This window comes from Mesorhizobium sp. INR15 (assembly GCF_015500075.1).
In the GTDB taxonomy this organism is placed as follows: domain Bacteria; phylum Pseudomonadota; class Alphaproteobacteria; order Rhizobiales; family Rhizobiaceae; genus Mesorhizobium.
In genome coordinates this window covers 88321-105407 of sequence record NZ_CP045499.1, presented here as the reverse complement: position 1 = coordinate 105407, position 17087 = coordinate 88321, and the positions used below count along the sequence as shown (strand labels likewise).

At 59.1% G+C, this 17087-nt stretch carries 18 protein-coding genes; 10 read left to right on the top strand and 8 right to left on the bottom strand.

Annotation, left to right across the window (positions count from 1 at the left end):
- Positions 1-14: 14 nt before the first annotated feature.
- Genes GA829_RS34680 through traI form a run of 4 tightly spaced genes read right to left on the bottom strand, consistent with a single transcriptional unit; the run spans position 15 to position 2328 of the window.
- A complete protein-coding gene (locus tag GA829_RS34680) occupies positions 15-314 on the bottom strand; it encodes a conjugal transfer protein TrbD (protein ID WP_195180287.1) in 300 nt (99 codons plus the stop codon).
- The gene (locus GA829_RS34675) at positions 307-690 is read right to left on the bottom strand and encodes a TrbC/VirB2 family protein (RefSeq protein WP_195180286.1); all 384 of its coding nucleotides are present in this window, start codon (positions 688-690) and stop codon (positions 307-309) included. The genes GA829_RS34680 and GA829_RS34675 overlap by 8 nt, the downstream gene beginning before the upstream one ends.
- Positions 680-1651: a P-type conjugative transfer ATPase TrbB gene (gene trbB / locus GA829_RS34670; RefSeq protein ID WP_195180490.1), complete on the bottom strand. Its 972-nt coding sequence runs from the start codon at positions 1649-1651 to the stop codon at positions 680-682. The genes GA829_RS34675 and trbB overlap by 11 nt, the downstream gene beginning before the upstream one ends.
- Before the next feature lie 47 nt (positions 1652-1698).
- Positions 1699-2328: an acyl-homoserine-lactone synthase gene (gene traI / locus GA829_RS34665; protein ID WP_195180285.1), complete on the bottom strand. Its 630-nt coding sequence runs from the start codon at positions 2326-2328 to the stop codon at positions 1699-1701.
- A gap of 212 nt (positions 2329-2540) precedes the next feature.
- Between traI and GA829_RS34660 the strand changes: the two genes are divergently transcribed.
- The 3 genes from GA829_RS34660 (at position 2541) to GA829_RS34650 (ending at position 4508) form a co-directional block, all read left to right on the top strand.
- Positions 2541-3257 carry a helix-turn-helix transcriptional regulator gene (locus GA829_RS34660; protein WP_195180284.1) on the top strand — a complete coding sequence of 239 codons (717 nt, stop codon included), beginning with the start codon at positions 2541-2543 and terminating at the stop codon, positions 3255-3257.
- Positions 3258-3567: 310 nt separating this feature from the next.
- On the top strand, positions 3568-3936 hold the full coding sequence (locus GA829_RS34655) for a hypothetical protein (protein WP_258052451.1): 369 nt from the start codon (positions 3568-3570) through the stop codon (positions 3934-3936).
- An 11-nt stretch (positions 3937-3947) separates the two neighbouring features.
- Positions 3948-4508: a type II toxin-antitoxin system VapC family toxin gene (locus GA829_RS34650; protein WP_195180283.1), complete on the top strand. Its 561-nt coding sequence runs from the start codon at positions 3948-3950 to the stop codon at positions 4506-4508.
- 253 nt (positions 4509-4761) lie between these two features.
- On the opposite strand, the gene GA829_RS34645 is transcribed toward GA829_RS34650, so the two are convergent.
- Positions 4762-5226, bottom strand: a complete 465-nt coding sequence (locus GA829_RS34645) for an Lrp/AsnC family transcriptional regulator (RefSeq protein ID WP_195180488.1) — start codon at positions 5224-5226, stop codon at positions 4762-4764.
- Positions 5227-5353: 127 nt separating this feature from the next.
- Between GA829_RS34645 and GA829_RS34640 the strand changes: the two genes are divergently transcribed.
- Positions 5354-7750 (top strand): transketolase, encoded by a 2397-nt coding sequence (locus GA829_RS34640; protein ID WP_195180282.1) that lies wholly within the window; start codon positions 5354-5356, stop codon positions 7748-7750.
- Between the two features lie 90 nt (positions 7751-7840).
- Here the strand turns inward: GA829_RS34640 and GA829_RS34635 are convergent, their stop codons facing one another.
- Positions 7841-8077, bottom strand: coding sequence for a hypothetical protein (locus tag GA829_RS34635; RefSeq protein WP_258052450.1), 237 nt, complete (start codon positions 8075-8077; stop codon positions 7841-7843).
- A gap of 529 nt (positions 8078-8606) precedes the next feature.
- On the opposite strand from GA829_RS34635, the gene GA829_RS34630 reads away from it, so the two are divergent.
- The 6 genes from GA829_RS34630 to GA829_RS34605 all read left to right on the top strand — a co-directional run bounded on the left by GA829_RS34630 (position 8607) and on the right by GA829_RS34605 (position 15019).
- On the top strand, positions 8607-9365 hold the full coding sequence (locus GA829_RS34630) for a response regulator transcription factor (RefSeq protein WP_195180281.1): 759 nt from the start codon (positions 8607-8609) through the stop codon (positions 9363-9365).
- 195 nt (positions 9366-9560) lie between these two features.
- Positions 9561-10442 carry a GHMP family kinase ATP-binding protein gene (locus GA829_RS34625; protein WP_195180280.1) on the top strand — a complete coding sequence of 294 codons (882 nt, stop codon included), beginning with the start codon at positions 9561-9563 and terminating at the stop codon, positions 10440-10442.
- 24 nt (positions 10443-10466) lie between these two features.
- Entirely contained in the window at positions 10467-11501 is a 1035-nt protein-coding gene (locus GA829_RS34620; protein ID WP_195180279.1) for a cysteine synthase family protein, read from the top strand.
- A gap of 245 nt (positions 11502-11746) precedes the next feature.
- On the top strand, positions 11747-12973 hold the full coding sequence (locus GA829_RS34615; RefSeq protein WP_195180278.1) for an MFS transporter: 1227 nt from the start codon (positions 11747-11749) through the stop codon (positions 12971-12973).
- Between the two features lie 58 nt (positions 12974-13031).
- On the top strand, positions 13032-13598 hold the full coding sequence (locus tag GA829_RS34610) for a GNAT family N-acetyltransferase (RefSeq protein ID WP_195180277.1): 567 nt from the start codon (positions 13032-13034) through the stop codon (positions 13596-13598).
- A 74-nt stretch (positions 13599-13672) separates the two neighbouring features.
- Positions 13673-15019, top strand: a complete 1347-nt coding sequence (locus GA829_RS34605) for an MmgE/PrpD family protein (RefSeq protein ID WP_195180276.1) — start codon at positions 13673-13675, stop codon at positions 15017-15019.
- A gap of 58 nt (positions 15020-15077) precedes the next feature.
- Here the strand turns inward: GA829_RS34605 and GA829_RS34600 are convergent, their stop codons facing one another.
- Both GA829_RS34600 and GA829_RS34595 read right to left on the bottom strand, forming a co-directional pair.
- On the bottom strand, positions 15078-16001 hold the full coding sequence (locus tag GA829_RS34600) for a nucleotidyl transferase AbiEii/AbiGii toxin family protein (RefSeq protein WP_195180275.1): 924 nt from the start codon (positions 15999-16001) through the stop codon (positions 15078-15080).
- Complete coding sequence (locus GA829_RS34595; RefSeq protein ID WP_195180274.1) at positions 15959-16819, bottom strand: type IV toxin-antitoxin system AbiEi family antitoxin domain-containing protein; 861 nt, start codon at positions 16817-16819, stop codon at positions 15959-15961. Before GA829_RS34595 ends, GA829_RS34600 begins: the two co-directional genes overlap by 43 nt.
- Positions 16820-17087 lie beyond the last annotated feature (268 nt).

Genomic DNA, 17087 nt, shown 5'->3' with positions numbered 1-17087 from the left:
ACTGGCACCCCTGTTCAGTAAGCCCGCCAGGGCGTCGAGGTCGGCCGGTAGTGCGGCCGGTAACTGATGTGGCGCAGATAGATCTTTCGCATCATCGGATCGGCTTTCGCCATCATGCGCAGCATCCCGACGACGACGATCCAGATCGCGATGCCGAACATCGCTGAGAACCAGGTCAGAACGACGAAGATGAGGATGACGCTTGCCAGGCCCGTCACGAGCACCAGCTCCCGGTCCGCGCCGAACAAGAGGTTGGGACGGGAAAGCGCTCGATGAATCCTCACGCGATGGAGGTGGCTGACGCGCTCAGCCATCGATGTCGGTCGCAGATGGATCAAGCGCCCTTCCCTCGACGGGCGCCTCCTTGGGCGCACCGATCGCTGCTCCGCCAGCTCCGAACAGCCCGACGATCTGCGTGGCGCCGAGAAGGATGCCTGCAACGAGCACGACATAAACCAGCCGCCGTGCGAAATCGTTTAGCTCCCCACCGAAGATCAGCATGCCGCCAGCGATCGCGACGGCCGCGAGTGCGATCGTGCCGGCAACGGGTCCGTTGATAGACTGCTGGATCTGTTGAAGCGGACCTTCCCAGGGCAGTCCTCCTCCGCCGCCTGCGGCGAGTGCCGGCTCGGCCAGGAGGACAAGTGAACCAATCAATCCAAGAGAAATCTTGATCGCCTTACGCGACATTGCGTTGCCCCTCTTCGCTGCCGTGGGATTCGATGCGGTACCGACCGTCGCGATGGCCCTCGACGACCAGCAGTTCACGAACGCGACGGCCCTTCGACGTGCGCTCAATGGCGACGACCATGTCGACCGCCTCGCCGATGATTTCAGGCATCGGGCTCGAGCTAACCTCGGCCGTCAGCTGCTCGAGCCGGGTCAATGCCGAAAGAGCGCTGTTCGCGTGGATCGTGGCGATGCCGCCGGGATGGCCGGTATTCCACGCCTTCAGCAGTGTGAGTGCGGCACCGTCGCGAACCTCGCCTACAATGATCCGGTCGGGCCTCAGACGCATGGTGGATTTCAACAGCCGGCTCATATCCACTGCATCGGTCGTGTGAAGGGCGACCGCGTTTTCGGCCGCGCATTGAATCTCAGCCGTGTCCTCAAGAATGACCAGCCGGTGTTCCGGGGTCAGGCTGACAATTTCGCCGATCACCGCGTTGGTGAGCGTAGTCTTGCCCGTCCCTGTGCCGCCGGAAACGATGATATTCATTCGGTTCTCGACGGCGCTGCGGATCACCGACGCCTGGTACTCGGTCATGATCTTGTCGCGCACATAGCTGTCGAGCGAGAAAAGCCGCGTGGCACGCTTGCGGATCGTGAAGACGGGTGCCGTAACGATCGGCGAGAGCAGCCCCTCGAATCGATGGCCGCCGATTGGCAGCTCGCCCGAGATGATCGGCCTGTTGAGGTTCACTTCCGTTCCGAGTGCGTGAGCGACGGTGCCAATGATTGTCTCGGCCGCTTGTGGCGCCAATCTGCCTGCTTGCGTGATCGGCTCACCGATCCGTTCAACGAAGAGCTGTCCGTCCGGATTCAGCATGATCTCGACGACGAGCGCATCGTCGAGCGTGTTGCAGATCGTGCTGCCCATGGCCTCGCGAAGTTTTCGAACGAGGCGATGGTGCGATTGCGACGTTGGCATCATGGAACGATCTTTTCTGGATGCGATAGTGTCGGTTGTTCGGCCACTCACGCTGCGAGCCGGGTCGCGTCCATGGAGAATGGTTCATAACCGTCTGGCCGAACGCGAAGGGCGTTTTGAAGAGTGGCGGGAATGATGCCGGCGATCGCGATGGTGTTTCCGATCGGGTGCGGCGCGCCGAGTCGGTTGAAAGGCAGGCCAGCCCTTCGAAGGAGCTTCTCGAAGCGGAGGTCAGTAACGGTCGCGACCTCCGAATAACCATTGGCCACCGACCAGTCGAGAATGCCCGCGAAGAGCGCCACCGTCGCCTTGTGGAGTCCTCGTGCCGCGTTTCTCATGCCGAGTTCCGTGTCCACGCAGAACCGGGAACTTTCGATCAGTCCGTGATGACACGGCAGAGGTTCGCCATCGAGAAGGAACGGAAACGTCCGGCCAAGCATCGTCGGGCCCGAGCCTGGGAGAAGGCGTGCGCACCCGACAACATCGCACAGATCGTCCGTCACGGCGAGGAGGTAGGTCGGATCGAGCGCGTCGTACTCATCCGTCTCGCGCCCGGACTTGACTGTTACGTTCCAGTCGAGGCGGTCCCTGAACACGCGCGCCCGTAGCGCTTGCATTTGATCAATGAGCCTGTTCCCTACGCTGTTTTCGCCATTCCGGACCGCAACAAGCCGCATGCCATTTTCTCCGCACTGTTTCCACAGCGCAAAAAGAAACAGGGTTCGAACAGGCGGACCATTACGGGTTTCCGAAGGTCATTCAGGTTGCGAAAATCCACAGGATTGACCGCGCTTCTAGCTGTGGTTGTATTTTGGAGGTTGATCTCACGCTGCTTAACTTGAATAAGAGAAGCACCTTTTCGCGGCTGGGGCAGCACGAAGGAGGGTTGATGAAGTCTCTGAAGCCACAGTTTGAAACGCTGCGGGACTGGTTGAAATTAGCGCCGGACAAGCCCGCCATCGATCAGGCTTTGCGCAGGTTCGCAAATGCCCAGGGGTTCGAATGGTTCACCTATCTTTCGGTCCACGAGGCCGACGTGTATGGCATGTCAAACTATCCGGTGGAGTGGCAGAAGCACTATCTCGACAGCGGCCTCGCCAAGGTGGACCCTGTCGTCGAAGCGGTATCCGCGAGGCGCGGAGCCTACTCCTGGTCGGAGAACGGGTTGCCCGTTCCAGCAAGAAAGTCTCACCGAAAGTTCTTTGGCGAAGCCCGAAATTTTGGCATCCGTTCGGGGATCTCCATCCCGATCTTCGACGGGTTCGGAAGGCGTGCCCTCTTCACATTCTCGTCCCGTGAGCGGAAACCCGACACCACCATGCTGGCAGACGAATATTCCGTTCTGACGCTTGGTGCCTTCGTCGATGGCTACTTGCAGAGCCGCAATGACCACGGGCTGATGAGCGCGGCGCCCTCCCCTTTGACGAGCTATCAGCTGGAATGTCTCGCATGGCTTCTGCAGGGTAAGACCAACGACGATATCGCGGCACTCCGCAATGTCAGTCGGCGAGCCGTCGAGTTCCAGCTGCAGAACATTCGTCGGAAGCTCAACGTCGTGACTACCTACCAAGCCCTGGGCATCGCGATAAAGCGCAAGTGGATCTAAGCTCGCGGACAGATATTCCTCGCTGGCCTACGTCACGCGTTGGCCGATCGGCTGGCGAAATCAATTTAGGCCTCACCTGCGATGCAAGCATTGCGGACGCGTTTCGCTGCGCAAAAGATCTGACGTCAGACGCCCTGCGATCTCTGCAGGACTCACGTTCGCTGACTTAGGGTTTTCCGACAGTCGCCGTTTGCTGCCGTGCACACGTGGCTGCTCGGCAATCTGAGCGAGCTTCCGAGTGACAAAGCTGCTCCCATCTGTTATGTTTGCCAAAACACACGACTTGGCTAACAACATAGGAGGTAGCGATATGGCGAAGACGCTGAGAATGCGGTCGTCATCGACTGCTCCGCAACAGCGCTTCGTTGCGAAAAAGAAGCGCATGCGGAGTCTGATCCGTAAGGATGTCAACAAGGACATGCCGGGCGAGCGGAAGTTTGTCGTTCGGCAGACGCTTCAAGCTGCCATTCGCAAAGGCCTGATCGGCTCCAAGGACGAGCGGATCACAGCACGTTTGAGCCATGCCCTCATTGAGCAGGCTAAGCGCCAGACGGGCATTAAGGGTGACACCGAGCTGCTTGAATTCGCTCTCGCCAATGTTGCGCTTGAGGACAATTTCCCCGCGACCATGAACAAGCTCGCGGGAGCCATCGATCCAGACATCAAGCTCGGCTTCTGATTGAGGTTTGAGTGTCAGAATTCGATGTTGAAGCAGCCCTTCGCTCGCTCCGTGGCTTTCCAACCAGAACACTTGCTCGCCGACCTGATGATCAGCTGCCCTTCGTGAACGAGGGCGATCTCGGCGGGCAAGCCCTGTTGCTCGACACCTGTGTGTACATCGACAGGCTCCAAGGCAAAGCGCCCGCGTTGGTGAAGCAGATCATGGGCGCTCGGCACAACAACCATTCAGCCATCTGCATCCAGGAGTTGGCCCATACACTTGGTGTCCTGAAGGCCGAGGATCCACGCACCGCAGGCGTGCATAAGGCGGTGTCCGAGGTCATCCGATCGATGCCCGGACACCGGATCCTGACGCCCGATGCCGACGTCCTTGGCCGCGCTGCTGTTCTGAATGGCGTGCTCTGTCGCCTGCAGGGCTACCAGGACGACCAGAGGCTGCGCTGCCTGTACGACTGCACTCTGTATATGCAGGCATCGAAATCGGGGCTTGTCCTGTTGACGAGGAACATCGCCGACTACGACTTCTGCCTACAACTCATTCCCGGCGGCAAAGTCCTTTTCTACAGGTAGCGATCATCGCCGCATTTAGAGAATCTGAAAAATCGACCCTTGAGATATGTGCCGACCAGGCCTTCAGTCTTTGCGTTTCTAGACAGTTGCCGCCATCGACCACCAGCAACGCGCCGCTGAGGGTCGCGAAAGCGATCAGGCGAACCATCCGTAGCGATGAGGGCCGAGTGCAAAGCCCCCTCTGCTGCCTCATAGTCAACGCCCTGGCTGCACCGACCAGGTCAAAAGTTGCCGGCGCGTACAAAGCCAAAATCTACAGGAGAGGCAGCACCTCGGACCGTTTGACCTGGCCAAGGGCAAAACTGGTCTCGATAGACGCGACACCTTCCAGGCGTGTCAGCTTGTCTTTCAGGAATTGCTCGTAGGCTTCGAGGTCGCGCGCGACGATGCGCATCAGGTAGTCACGCTGGCCCGTCATGAGGTAGCAGTCAGCCACTTCGGGCCAACGAGCCACAGCTTGGGCGAAACGATCCAGATCCTCTTCACGCTGGCGTTCCAGTTTGATCGAAGCAAAGGCGCTGACAGGCAGGCCAACCTTCTTCTGGTCGATGATCGCGGTGTAACCCTTGATAACGCCGGCATCTTCGAGCATGCGAATGCGCCGCGCACACGGCGATGGCGAAAGGCCGACCCGCTCGGCGAGTTCGTGGGTGGTAATCTTGCCGTTCTCCTGGACGGCGGCGATGATCCGGCGGTCGATATCGTCAATTTGGCGCATTGGCTCATTTACCCATTTTTTGTTGTTGAATTGGCTGATTTTGCTAAAATGAAGCCAATACAAGCTGGATTTGATTACCTTCGTCAAGGCTATCCTCCTACGCTGTTGCCTTCATGGGATGACAGGCATGGACAATCAGGACATCACCACGCTCTCGGCTCTGGAACGCAAGATTTTGTGGCTGGCGATCTGGACGATCCACAATGCCAACCATTTGCGGAGCAACGACGATGGCATGAAAGTCGGCGGGCATCAGGCGTCGTCCGCGTCGCTCGCGACCATCATGACCGCGCTCTATTTTGCGGTTCTCAGGCCGGAAGATCGCGTTGCGGTCAAACCCCATGCAAGCCCAGTTTTTCACGCGATCCAGTATCTGCTCGGCAATCAAACACGAGAGAAACTGGAGAATTTTCGCGCCTACGAGGGCGCGCAATCTTATCCGTCGCGCACGAAGGACGAAGACGACGTAGATTTCTCCACCGGCTCGGTCGGATTGGGCGTGGCGCAGACCCTGTTTTCATCGCTGACGCAAGACTACGTCCGCGCCAAGGGCTGGGGCCATGGGCGGCCCGAAGGCCGCATGGTGGCGTTGGTCGGCGACGCCGAGATGGATGAAGGCAACATCTTCGAGGCGCTGCTCGAAGGATGGAAGCACGGGCTTCAAAACACCTGGTGGGTGGTCGACTACAACCGCCAGAGCCTGGACGCCGTCGTCCGCGAGGGGCTTTGGGCGCGGTTCGAATCGATCTTCCGCAATTTCGGCTGGAATGTGGTCATTCTGAAGCACGGCACTCTGCAGCAGGCCGCGTTCACTGAGCCGGGCGGCGAGGCATTGCGGGAGTGGATCGACCGTTGCCCGAACCAGCTCTATTCCGCACTGACCTTCCAAGGTGGAGCCTCCTGGCGCAAACGCCTGCTCGATGATCTCGGCGACCAAGGACCGCTGTCGCAGCTGATTGAAAGACGCAGCGACGATCAGCTGGCGAGGCTGATGGGCAATCTCGGCGGCCATGACCTTCCGACATTGCTCGAGGCCTTCGAAAAGGCCGGCACACACAATCGGCCGACCTGTTTCATCGCCTACACGATCAAGGGTTTCGGCTTGCCGCTAGCCGGTCACAAGGATAACCACGCCGGCTTGATGACGCCGGCGCAGGTCGACATCTTGCGCAAGGCGATGAGCATCCGCGAAGGTCGCGAGTGGGAGCCGTTCGAAGGCCTTGAGGTCCCAAGCGAAACACTCGGCGATTTTCTCGCCGCAGTGCCATTCATCCAAAAGGGCCGGCGCCGTTATTCGGCGCCCACCGTCCAGGTCCCTGAGCGGCTCGACTTTTCCGCTCAGCCGTCGATGTCGACACAGCAGGGCTTTGGGCTGCTCATGCATGAGATCGCCAAGAGTGATACGGAGTTCGCCAAGCGCATTGTCACGACCTCGCCCGATGTGACCGTGTCGACCAATCTCGGCGCCTGGGTCAACCGCCGCGGACTGTTCGCTCGCGAGGAAATGGCCGACCTGTTCAAGTCCGAGCGTATCCCCTCGACCTACAACTGGACCTTTTCTCCCAAAGGCCAGCATATGGAACTCGGGATCGCCGAGATGAACCTCTTTATCATGCTGTCTGCATTCGGCCTTTCGCACTCGATCTTCGGGGAGCGCCTGCTGCCGGTCGGCACACTCTATGATCCGTTCATCGAACGCGGTCTGGATGCACTGAATTATGCCTGCTACCAGGATGCTCGGTTCATCGTTGCTGCGACTCCCTCGGGCGTGAGCCTGGCACCGGAAGGCGGGGCGCACCAGTCGATCGCTACGCCGTTAATCGGAATGGCACAGGATGGACTTGCGAGCTTCGAACCGGCCTTTGTCGATGAACTCGCCACGATCCTGCGTTGGTCCTTCGACTATATCCAGCACTCCGGCCAATCCGAACCGGAAGAGACAAGCTGGTTGCGTGACCGGACCGGCGGGGCGGTCTATTTGCGGCTGTCCACCCGATCGCTGGAACAGCCCAAACGGATGATCTCGCCCGAGCGGGCCCAAGACATTGTCAATGGCGCCTACTGGATGCGCAGGCCAGGCCCGAACGCGCAGATCGTGGTCGCTTATACCGGAGCAATGGCACCTGAAGCGATCGAGGCGGTAGGTCTCATCGCTGAAGACAGGCGCGATGTCGGACTGCTGGCGATCACCTCGGCGGACCGGCTCAATGCCGGCTGGACCGCCGCGTCACGCGCTCGCGAGCGCGGCTTGGTCCACGCCCGAAGCCACGCTGAGCGGCTGCTGGCAGAGGTTCCTTCCAATTGCGGCCTGGTTACAGTTCTCGACGGCCACCCGGCGACGCTGGCGTGGCTGGGATCGGTTCTCGGACATCGCACCCGTTCGCTTGGCGTCGAGCATTTCGGCCAGACCGGGACAATCGCGGATCTCTATCGACACCACGGCATTGATGCGAATTCAATAGTGGCGGCCGCCGGTCAGGCTTCCAGTGGCCGTCCGATCCGAAACCTGCGCGCCTTAGGGTAGACGTTGAGAAAATTCAAATGCTGGACGGCCAGGACACGCACCATCAACGTTAACGGCCGAGCGAAAGACACCGGCATGCACACGGGCTGACTAGGCTTGTGAGGTGGTATTCAACTCGGAGAAAACTGTGCACCAGAAGCGGTAGTCGCCTTTGCGCCCGTCGAAATGTGCAGTCAACGCGCACCATGCTGCAGCAGTCGTTGCGCTCGCTCCATAAATCTCAATAGCTGCCTGTACTGCAGCGGCTGGATCGGCAAATTCCCACAGCGTCAAAATGCTGTCGTCGATAGTGCCGGCGTCGAAATGATCGGAGTGTATTTTTGCCATACCAAAGGCTCCCGCGGTTTGGTCCGGCGAGGGCAGCGGCGCGCCGCTAGGCCGGACGTTGGGAACCCACGCGGAGTGAGCCACGATCCAAGGAGCGTTGCCCCCAGGACATTCGTCGTGTCGTCCCTGGCCTTCGAACAACTTTGAACAGTGGTGTGGAACTGCCGCCGTGTAAGCTGTGCGCGTAGGCAATTTATTGCAGACCGGAGCGTTCAGGACAACCTGTACTAAGTACAGGAGCGCAGGTTTCGGGGCGGGGAAAAGACCGCCTGGACCGAGTTCGAACGGTCATGTCCGATGTCAGAACAAGCGTCGTCCGGGTTCGACAAATCTCTGCAATGACTGGTCGAGGGACATGGGGGCTCAACTCAGACACCTGTCAGGTGGCAGCGGCGGCCGGGTCGCTTCGCACGCCCGCTTGGGCTTTGTTGTTATGGTCGCCTCGTTCTGGCATTCTGGTGTCCTATACCGACGGATTCGACACGAAACCACTTCGTCTCGATAGCAGCCGAAAGCCCTAGCTGCGCACATGAAGCCATTGATCGCGATCTGCTCGCAAGATGCCGAGTTATATCTGCTCCTCAGTCATATTCTGGAGGTTGACGGCTTCACTAGCGCGTTGGCCGGCTCAGTCGAGGAGGCCATGGAACTTGCCACGGACCAGCCGGTCCAGGCTGTGGTGCTGGACTGTCGGCCGGACAATCAGTTTGCGGCCGGCAGCGCTCGGCTCAAGCAGGATGCGCGGACCAGCGCTCTCCCCTGTATCGCGTTGGTATCTTCCGGCGCGGCGGACCAGCACATTCAGCTGTTGAAGTCCGGCATCGATGAGCGCTTTGCCAGACCGATTGCGCCGGCCAAACTGCTCGAGTACCTGCGGCTCAGGCTCGCTGTTGGCGAAACATCAGGACCAGCAAGCCCGAGCGGCAAATCGCTACTATACAGCGATGTCGAAATGCACATCGATACGTATCGCGTGCACTGCGCCGGCAGGGAGATCCTGCTCGGGCCAATTGAGTTCAAACTACTGCGCCACATGCTGGTAAACCCCGAGAAGGTAATCAGCCGAGATGAACTGATAGGAGTGGCTTGGCCAGGCAGCGCTAGTGTCGGCGCGCGCACGGTCGATGTTCACATCAGCCAATTGCGAAAGTTGCTCAAGCAATGCTCGCAGAATGCTGCTATCCGCACCGTCAGACTTGCCGGGTACGCGCTGGAGCACAGACCAATTGGATCATCTGAACGGCAAATATTAAGCAACATCCGGCGCAATCGCCATTTGCGGCGATAGCCTTATTTAGGCAATGCTTATGTATTGAGGCGAAAGGGTGTATCTCGTTAAATTTTAAATTTCACGTATAAGTCATTTAATATATGCATAACAAAATTTATTACAACATTTGTTGCTAAACTTACAGCACTCTGCGACCTCTGTACTTCCAACCAAAGCACTGAAATCTAACCATTGTTGGGCGGGAGGAATGCCATGCTTGTCGGCGCGGGATACGCTGAGGCCATCGGCCATCACGGCGAGCTGGTTCAAGGCCTGTTTGAAGACGATGGCGCCCAGCTGCGGCGCGCGCTGGTCTCGCTGCCCTGCCCTCAACTGAAGTCCAAAGCCAGTTTCAGGGCAAACGAAAGCGATCATGTGAGCGTTACGCCAGCCTCGCGAGAAAAAGCCAGGCGAGCGGCCGAATTGACCATCAATGCATACGGCCGCCCCGGAACCGGTGGCAACTTGGCCATCGACAGCAACATCCCTATCGGCCGGGGCATGGGGTCCTCCACGGCCGATGTTCTGGCGAGCATCCTGGCAGCATTGGACTGGTTGGGGATCGAGGTGGCGTCTCACGATGTCATGCGGATTGCTGTTAGTGCGGAAACGGCTTGTGACTCCACCCTTTTCAAGCAGCAGGCGGTGCTGTTTGCGCACCGTGACGGCATCGTCATGGAGGCCTTCCGCAAGGCATTGCCACCCATCGACTTCATCAGCATCGATACGACGCCTGACGTTATGGTCGATACGCTCGAATTCAAGCCGGCGCGTTATGATCAGCTCGAGATAGAGACCTTTCGCCCTCTTCGCAGTCTGTTGCGAACAGCCATCAAGAATGCGGACGCCCGCATGTTGGGCAGGGTTGCTACGGCAAGTGCCCGGATCAACGAACGTTTTCTGCCGAAACCACGGCTGAGCGAGATCGAAACGATCGGTGCCCGCTTTGACGCGATCGGCATCCAGGTCGCTCACAGCGGCACGGTCGTCGGACTGATGTTTGATGCAATGGACCAGAAGGCATCCGTGAATATCGATCGCGCAACAGGCGCGTTGAGACAATCCGATTTTGAGCCAAAAATCTTCCGCCATTGACAGCCTGGCGTGCAGGAGAAGTCCATGTCGACCCGTGCCCTGATGCGAAAACTGGAAGATTTCGAAGGCCCGCGTCTGGTCCCGCTGCGCGAAAACCTCTTCGGCGCCAGCTTCTTCTTGATGAAGCTCTTGCCGGCCCGGTTCATGCTCGAGCGCGCCGCGGAGCAGGGTCAGTTGAAGCCAGGAACAACAATTTGCGAATCCTCGTCGGGGACCTTTGGTCTTGCCCTGGCTATGCTGGCCGTTCAGCAAGGATATAGGCTGATCCTCGTCAGCGACTGGGCGCTTGATCGCCATCTACATCGACGCCTGATCGAGCTGGGCGCCGAGGTTACGATTGTGGACAGTCCGGCCTCCTGTGGCGGTCTTCAGCAGGCGCGGCTCGACCGCCTGCAGATGTATCTCAAAGATGTTGCCGGCTCCTACTGGCCTTCCCAATACGGCAATACCGACAATCCGCTGTCCTACGCCAAGGTGGCGGAACAATTCCTGGACAGGATTGGAAGGTTGGACTGTCTGGTTGGTCCCGTCGGATCGGGTGGTTCCATGAGTGGGACAGCCCGCTATCTGCGCACCTTGTTTCCAGACCTTCATGCGATCGGCGTCGATACGCCGGGAAGCGTTTTGTTCGGCCAACCGAGCGGCAAGCTCAATCTCAGCGGCCTTGGAGGCAACATCCTTCCAGGCAATGTCGATCACAGCCAGTTCGATGAAGTTCACTGGCTGCCGCCGGTTGAAGTATTCCATGCAACGCATGAACTTCATCGCACGCACGGTCTTTTCATGGGGCCGACCAGTGGCGCGGCCTATCGGGTCGCTGAATGGTGGTCCAGGAACAACCCTGGCAAGACAGTGGCCACGATGTTCCCCGATGAGGGACACAGATATGTCGAAACCGTCTACGACCAGGAATGGCTTGAAGCAATTGCGGGTTGGGCCAGCCCCTTGCCGGAAGGGCCCGTGACTGTCAGCTCGCCAAAGGAGCCGATGCTGGGTTGGTCGCGGTTTTTATGGAAACGCAGAAGCCTCAATGAAGTGTTGGCCGTGACAGCGATGTGAGCGACGCCAGGGCCGGGGCCAGGGCGAAAATCCTGTTTTGGACGACCGCGTGCCCCCTGGTCCATCGTCGAATAGCCGTCGGTGGTCGAGAAGGGCGTAGGTCCCGAGCCAAATGCGCGGCGACATCTCTGCGGCAATGGACTGATAGCGAAACGAAACTGGCTGTGGCCGGCCCGCCGACCCTCAGGTCGCCCCTGCATGCCGCGAAAGGAGACGGAGTCGTGGTTTTTCGACATGAGCGGCCGATGTATCAGTCTCCGAGAACGCGCTGGCAGGGTCAGTCGGTCCTGCCGATCTACGCGATGCTTTTCGCCATGCAGTGCGCGCGCAGCATGTACATCGTTCTGGTTTCCTGGTTTGCACTGCAGATCACCGGTGAAATCGCTTCGGTCGGCAAAGTCCTGATCTGCTGGCAATTGCTGGCTTTCACGCTTGGCCCATTCATCGGACCGCTCATAGATCGCTTCCAGCGCCGCCGGCTGTTCGCAATAGGTGAGACAATTCACGGCGCTGGCGTCGGGCTTTTGGCCTTCATTGCCTGGGTCCATTCTCCAGAACACACCCCTATCACTGTCCTCTACGTCACGGCATGCTTCGTCTCCGTCGGATCCCTGTTGTCCTATCCGAGCAGCCAGGCTTTGATCCAGCAGGTGGGTTCAGGCCTGCTTATGCGAACCGTTTCCTTTGGCATTTTGTCCAGCCAGGTCGGAAACATTGTCGGCGCTGCATTGGGTGGGATTTGCCTCACGCTGTCAGGCGTGACCGGCAGTCTGATCGTCTGTGCGGCCTCGTCCATGGTGGCTGCTGTGTTGACGAGCTTTCTCAGCCGTGAAGAACACCGCACCAGCCGAGCGCCTCACATGCAAGACTTGGTTGGCGGTCTGCTGGAAATTGGCGGAAGCCCTCGTCTCAAGGTGGCCGGCTGCAGTCTGTTGCTGGCCTACGCGTCGGCGCACGCATCCAATGCACTTCTCGCAGGGTTCGCACGCTATGACCTGAAGCTGTCACCCAATTTCTATGGCTGGCTCGCGGCGATGTATTCGGGCGGAGGCTTGGTCGGAAGCGTCATTTTTGCCGGGCTTTCCGGTGTGGCAAGGGAAAGAGCCCTTATCGGCGTTGGAACTGTTTTGCTTGCCGTCGCTACCGCCGCTTTTTCAACCTCTCAAACCATGGCTCAGGCTGTGCTGTGGCAAGGTCTGGTAGGCTTGTCCTTCATGATGGTTCGGGCGGCAAGCGATGTGACGATACTCAAGACTGTGTCCAACCAAATGGTTGGCCGCGTCCGAAGCAACATCGACGCGGGGATCGGGCTGGTGGCTGTTGTCATCTACCTTCTCCCGACCCTCGCCCGGGATGTTCCTGCCCGGCACATCTTCCTCGGTCTCGCTGGTCTGTTTGCTTGTGGGAGCTGCGCGATCCTTTGGCTGCAAAGGAGAGGCGCCAAGGCTGAGGGACGCCCAGTGTCGCGATGATCGTGTCGATCCTGAGCGCACATCCGCTGACCGGGCCGTTTGAAATAGGGAGGGGTAGATGAAGTCGCGATCGGACTACGGGAGGAAGGCATTTCAGGGTTCGCGGGGACCGCAGGGCCGTGCCAACCCGGATGAAATCGATCTGTGCGCAGTAACCGTCTCTGACCGAGCCGCCATCAAAAAGCTGGTGCTTGACCCCGAACAGGAGCAATTCGCCGGGGCTGTGGATGCCATCTTCGACGATCTGCAAAACAGCCGGTACCCGGATATGCAACACCCCTTCGCAATTGTCGCCCGCGGCAAGACGGTCGGCTTCTTCATCCTGCGTGAGAAGGAGGCAGTGCCAGACTGGGCGCCTTGCGGCGTGGTTACGCTGCACAGCGTCCGGATCTGCCGCGCATGCCAGGGGAAAGGCTATGGCCGGGCCGGAACGGACTTGGCCATTTCCTGGGTGCGGCAGAACCGCCCCGACGTCAGGCAGCTGATGCTTGCGGTCAACGAACGCAATGTGCACGCGGCATCGGTCTATCTCAAAGCGGGTTTCGTCGACACGGGCGCGATCTTTCGCGGCCCGATCGGTGATCAGCACATTCTGGCGTTCTGCATAGATCATTTTGGCGGTTAGCCAGGGAATTTTCCGAACGGCGCCTTCCCATGCGAAAGAACTAGGTATACTAGGTATATTTTTTGGAGGGATCGATGCAGTTTGTTGCGGAACGATTGGCGGAATTTGTCTGCAATTCGCGGTACGAACAGCTGTCGGATCTGGTCGTTGAAAAGACCGAACGCGCCATTCTCGACACACTCGCCTCGATCATCGGTGGAGTGCCAACCGACAATGCCAAACTCTCGCGCGCGGCCGCACGAACGTGCTTTGGAGACGGTCTGGCACACGCCTGGTTCACGGATGCCAGGCTGCATCCCCTTGGCGCCTTGTTTGCCAATTGCGCGGCTGCCAGTTCCCTCGACATCGATGACGGCCATTGTCTTGCGGCAGGTCATCCCGGCGCTGCGATCATTCCAGCCGTCCTGATGGAAGCGGCAAGCCTTGGCAGCGATGGTCATGATGTGCTGGCCGCCACCGCGATCGGTTATGACGTAGCTTTGCGGATCGCTGCCGCCCGCCGCTTCTCTGACACGATGAGTTTTGCCAGTGGTCAATGGACCGGGTTCGGGGTGGCCGCCGCAGTCGGCTGGCTGCGCAGGATGCAGGTGGATCAGCTTGCGCACGCAATTGCGATAGCGGGCACTGAGGCACCGCAAAACCTGCCGCAAGGCGACTGCCAGGCCAGTTCCGTCAAGGGCAGCAGCCCCTGGTCGACGGTGACGGCGCGGTTCGCCGTTGACCGGGCCGGCTGTGGCATGAGCGGCCCGATCGACATGCTGGACCGCGCTCACGCCTACAATGTCGGCGCCATCACCGCCGATCTTGGAAGTCGCTGGCTGATCGCTGAGACCTATCTGAAACCTTATGCTGCGTGCCGTTACACGCATCCCGTCATCGACGCCGTGCTTGCGCTGGTTTCAGACCGTGACCGAGGTGAGCCGATTGACCGGATTGACGTTGAGATTTTTCCCGAAGCGCGAAAGCTGCCCAACGAGAGCGCGCCGAAGTCGCTTGAAGGGGGACAGTTTTCGGTCCCCTTTGCGGCCGCACTTGCGGCACTGCGAGGAGCGGAAGCGTTCCGGCCCTTGCGCCCTCACTCCCTTTCAGATCCAGAGGTGGTGGCGCTCGGACAGAAAGTGGAAATCCGCTACCCCGATGAACTTACCGGCATCTTCCCGCAGCGCACGCCGGCGCGGGTGACGATGGTTGCTGGCGGACGCGAACGCGTCGTCGATGTGCCCCGACCTCTCGGCGACGCCAACAATCCGATGGACCAATCCGCCGTCGAGGACAAACTCCACGATCTCGGGCGCGATATCCTTTCGCGAGCTGAGCTCGGGAAACTCATCCAGGCGGTGGCTTTGCTTAAGCGGGGAAAAATCGCCCCGCTCCTCGCTTGCCTTGACACATCAGAGGGAGCAGCCCTCTCCACGTCTTGAAGACATCCCGATGTCGTGGCGGTGACAAGGGATCGGCCGTATTCGTGGGCAGTCTCGCTTATTTGCCCTTCTGGCCGAGCACGCGCTCCAAATTCTCATAAGCCCGGCGGTGCCGTTCTTCTGGCATGCGTTCGAGATTGTGCAGCTTCCATCGAACTGCGGGCAGCTCATCCGCCCCTTCGATGCCGAGCAGATCCCATTGCGGGCGACGCGCCTTGAAGGAGAGCAGAAATTTTCGCTGATCATCGGTCAATGCCTGATTGAGCCTTGTGATCAGTCGCTCGCGAACGTCGAGCAATTCATCAAGGCTGACCTCGACCTGGGACATGCGCAGAAATTCACCTTCGTAGATGCCGGCAATGTCTTTGCGGGTTGGCTGAAGGAGCTCAGCCATGGTCCGGTTGTGGCTGATGAGATAGACGATAAAGGTCTTCACCAAATCCTCGGTCAGCCCTTCGTTCTCGAGCAGCAGTTTGACATCGAAGAGGTCGCGCGGATGTTGCCGGTCGAGCGCCGCACAAATTTTTCCCGCATAAAGATCAGGGATCGAAAGGAGCTGCATCTCGACGTAGCCGAACTGCTCTTCGACCACCGGCGATACCTCCCGCAATTCCACGGGAAATACGGAGCCGCGCAGCACGGGCGAGAGTTCGATCTTGACGCGGTCGCCCCCCTGCGTGACGAACAGACGTAGCGCATCAATCTGGTCCTCGTAGGATCGAATGATCTCGGTATCGGACAGCGCCTTGGCGATGGCCTTCGCAATGCGCGAGAGGGCCTCGGCGATTTTGCGGAGTGCTTCATCGCGATCATCCATCGGCAGGTAGACAAGATCGATGTCGACAGAAAGCCTTGGCAGATCGCGGATGAAAAGATTGATGGCGGTGCCGCCTTTCAGGGCAAAGCATTTTTCTTCCGCCACCAGCGGCAGGATGCGGGTCAGGAGCCGGACTTGTCTGTAGTAAGGGCTGTTGGTGTCCACATCTCCTCCGGAACCGTTATGCGGTATTTTGGATCGAGTCTGCCGCCTCTGGCCAGCACTCTGTTACCGCTGCCAAGGCCAAGTTCATCGAGCGCTTCTGGCTTGGGCAGTTTCTTCAGCCAGGCGTAGGAATGACGCTCGGCCATCCAGTAGAACAGCCTGCGCAATTTGACGTTCGTGCATTTGCGCAAGAGCTGCTCCATGCGCTTTGGCGAGAGCGTTGTCATACCCTGAAGAAGCTGGTCCGCATGCTCGAAGGAGATGGCGCCGGGCACGTCCATGAGCACCTCGAGATAAGCCCGCTCGGGCGAAGACATGGCGAACGGCCAAGCGCTTGCCCGCTGACCCGGTATGTTGACATCTACAAGAGATCGCTCGTGTGTGTCGTACTCGCGATATGCGAGCCCGGCGCCACCGAGCGAGGCAAGACGGTTGTGGCGGACGAACTGCACTGTAGGGAGCGCATTTTGTAGCCAAGCTGGCAAAGCGTCTTTGCCATAGAGGTGGACTGCGCGTTGCTGCGACAGGGGCAGGTAGTGCGCAAAGCCTTGCAATTCGAGCGCTGTCAGCCCGCCAACGCTTAAATCCGTGCGGAAGATGGTCTGCAACGCGACGACGACGCCCTGCCATGTCAGGTGTGTACCGGGGCGTATATAGACACCGGATGCGAGCGGCGTGAGCTGCCTGCTTTTAACCAGATTATCGAGCGCGTGGCGATCGAAGTCCGGGTTCTGCTTCTCCAGCCATTGTTTCGTGACCGGCAGCCCCTCGGGCATCAGGTTTTGCAGAAATTGTCTCCGTTCGGCATTCGTTGGCATGGTTTATTAGATCGCTACCAATGCGGCGATGATCGCCGCATTCCGTGGTTTCTATAAACTAGCACACTCGTCGCTGGTTTACAATTTACCAAATTTACGGCGATCATCGCCGCAAAATGACAGATCGTCAAACAAACTGCTGACCTAGTAGGCGCTCGGCAATGCTTCGCTGAACGCGATCGCTGTCGAACCCCAAGCCCGCCGGGACGAAACAAAAACGCCCGCAGGTTTGGCGACACTGAGTCAAACTCAGCCTGCTTAGGCGCTA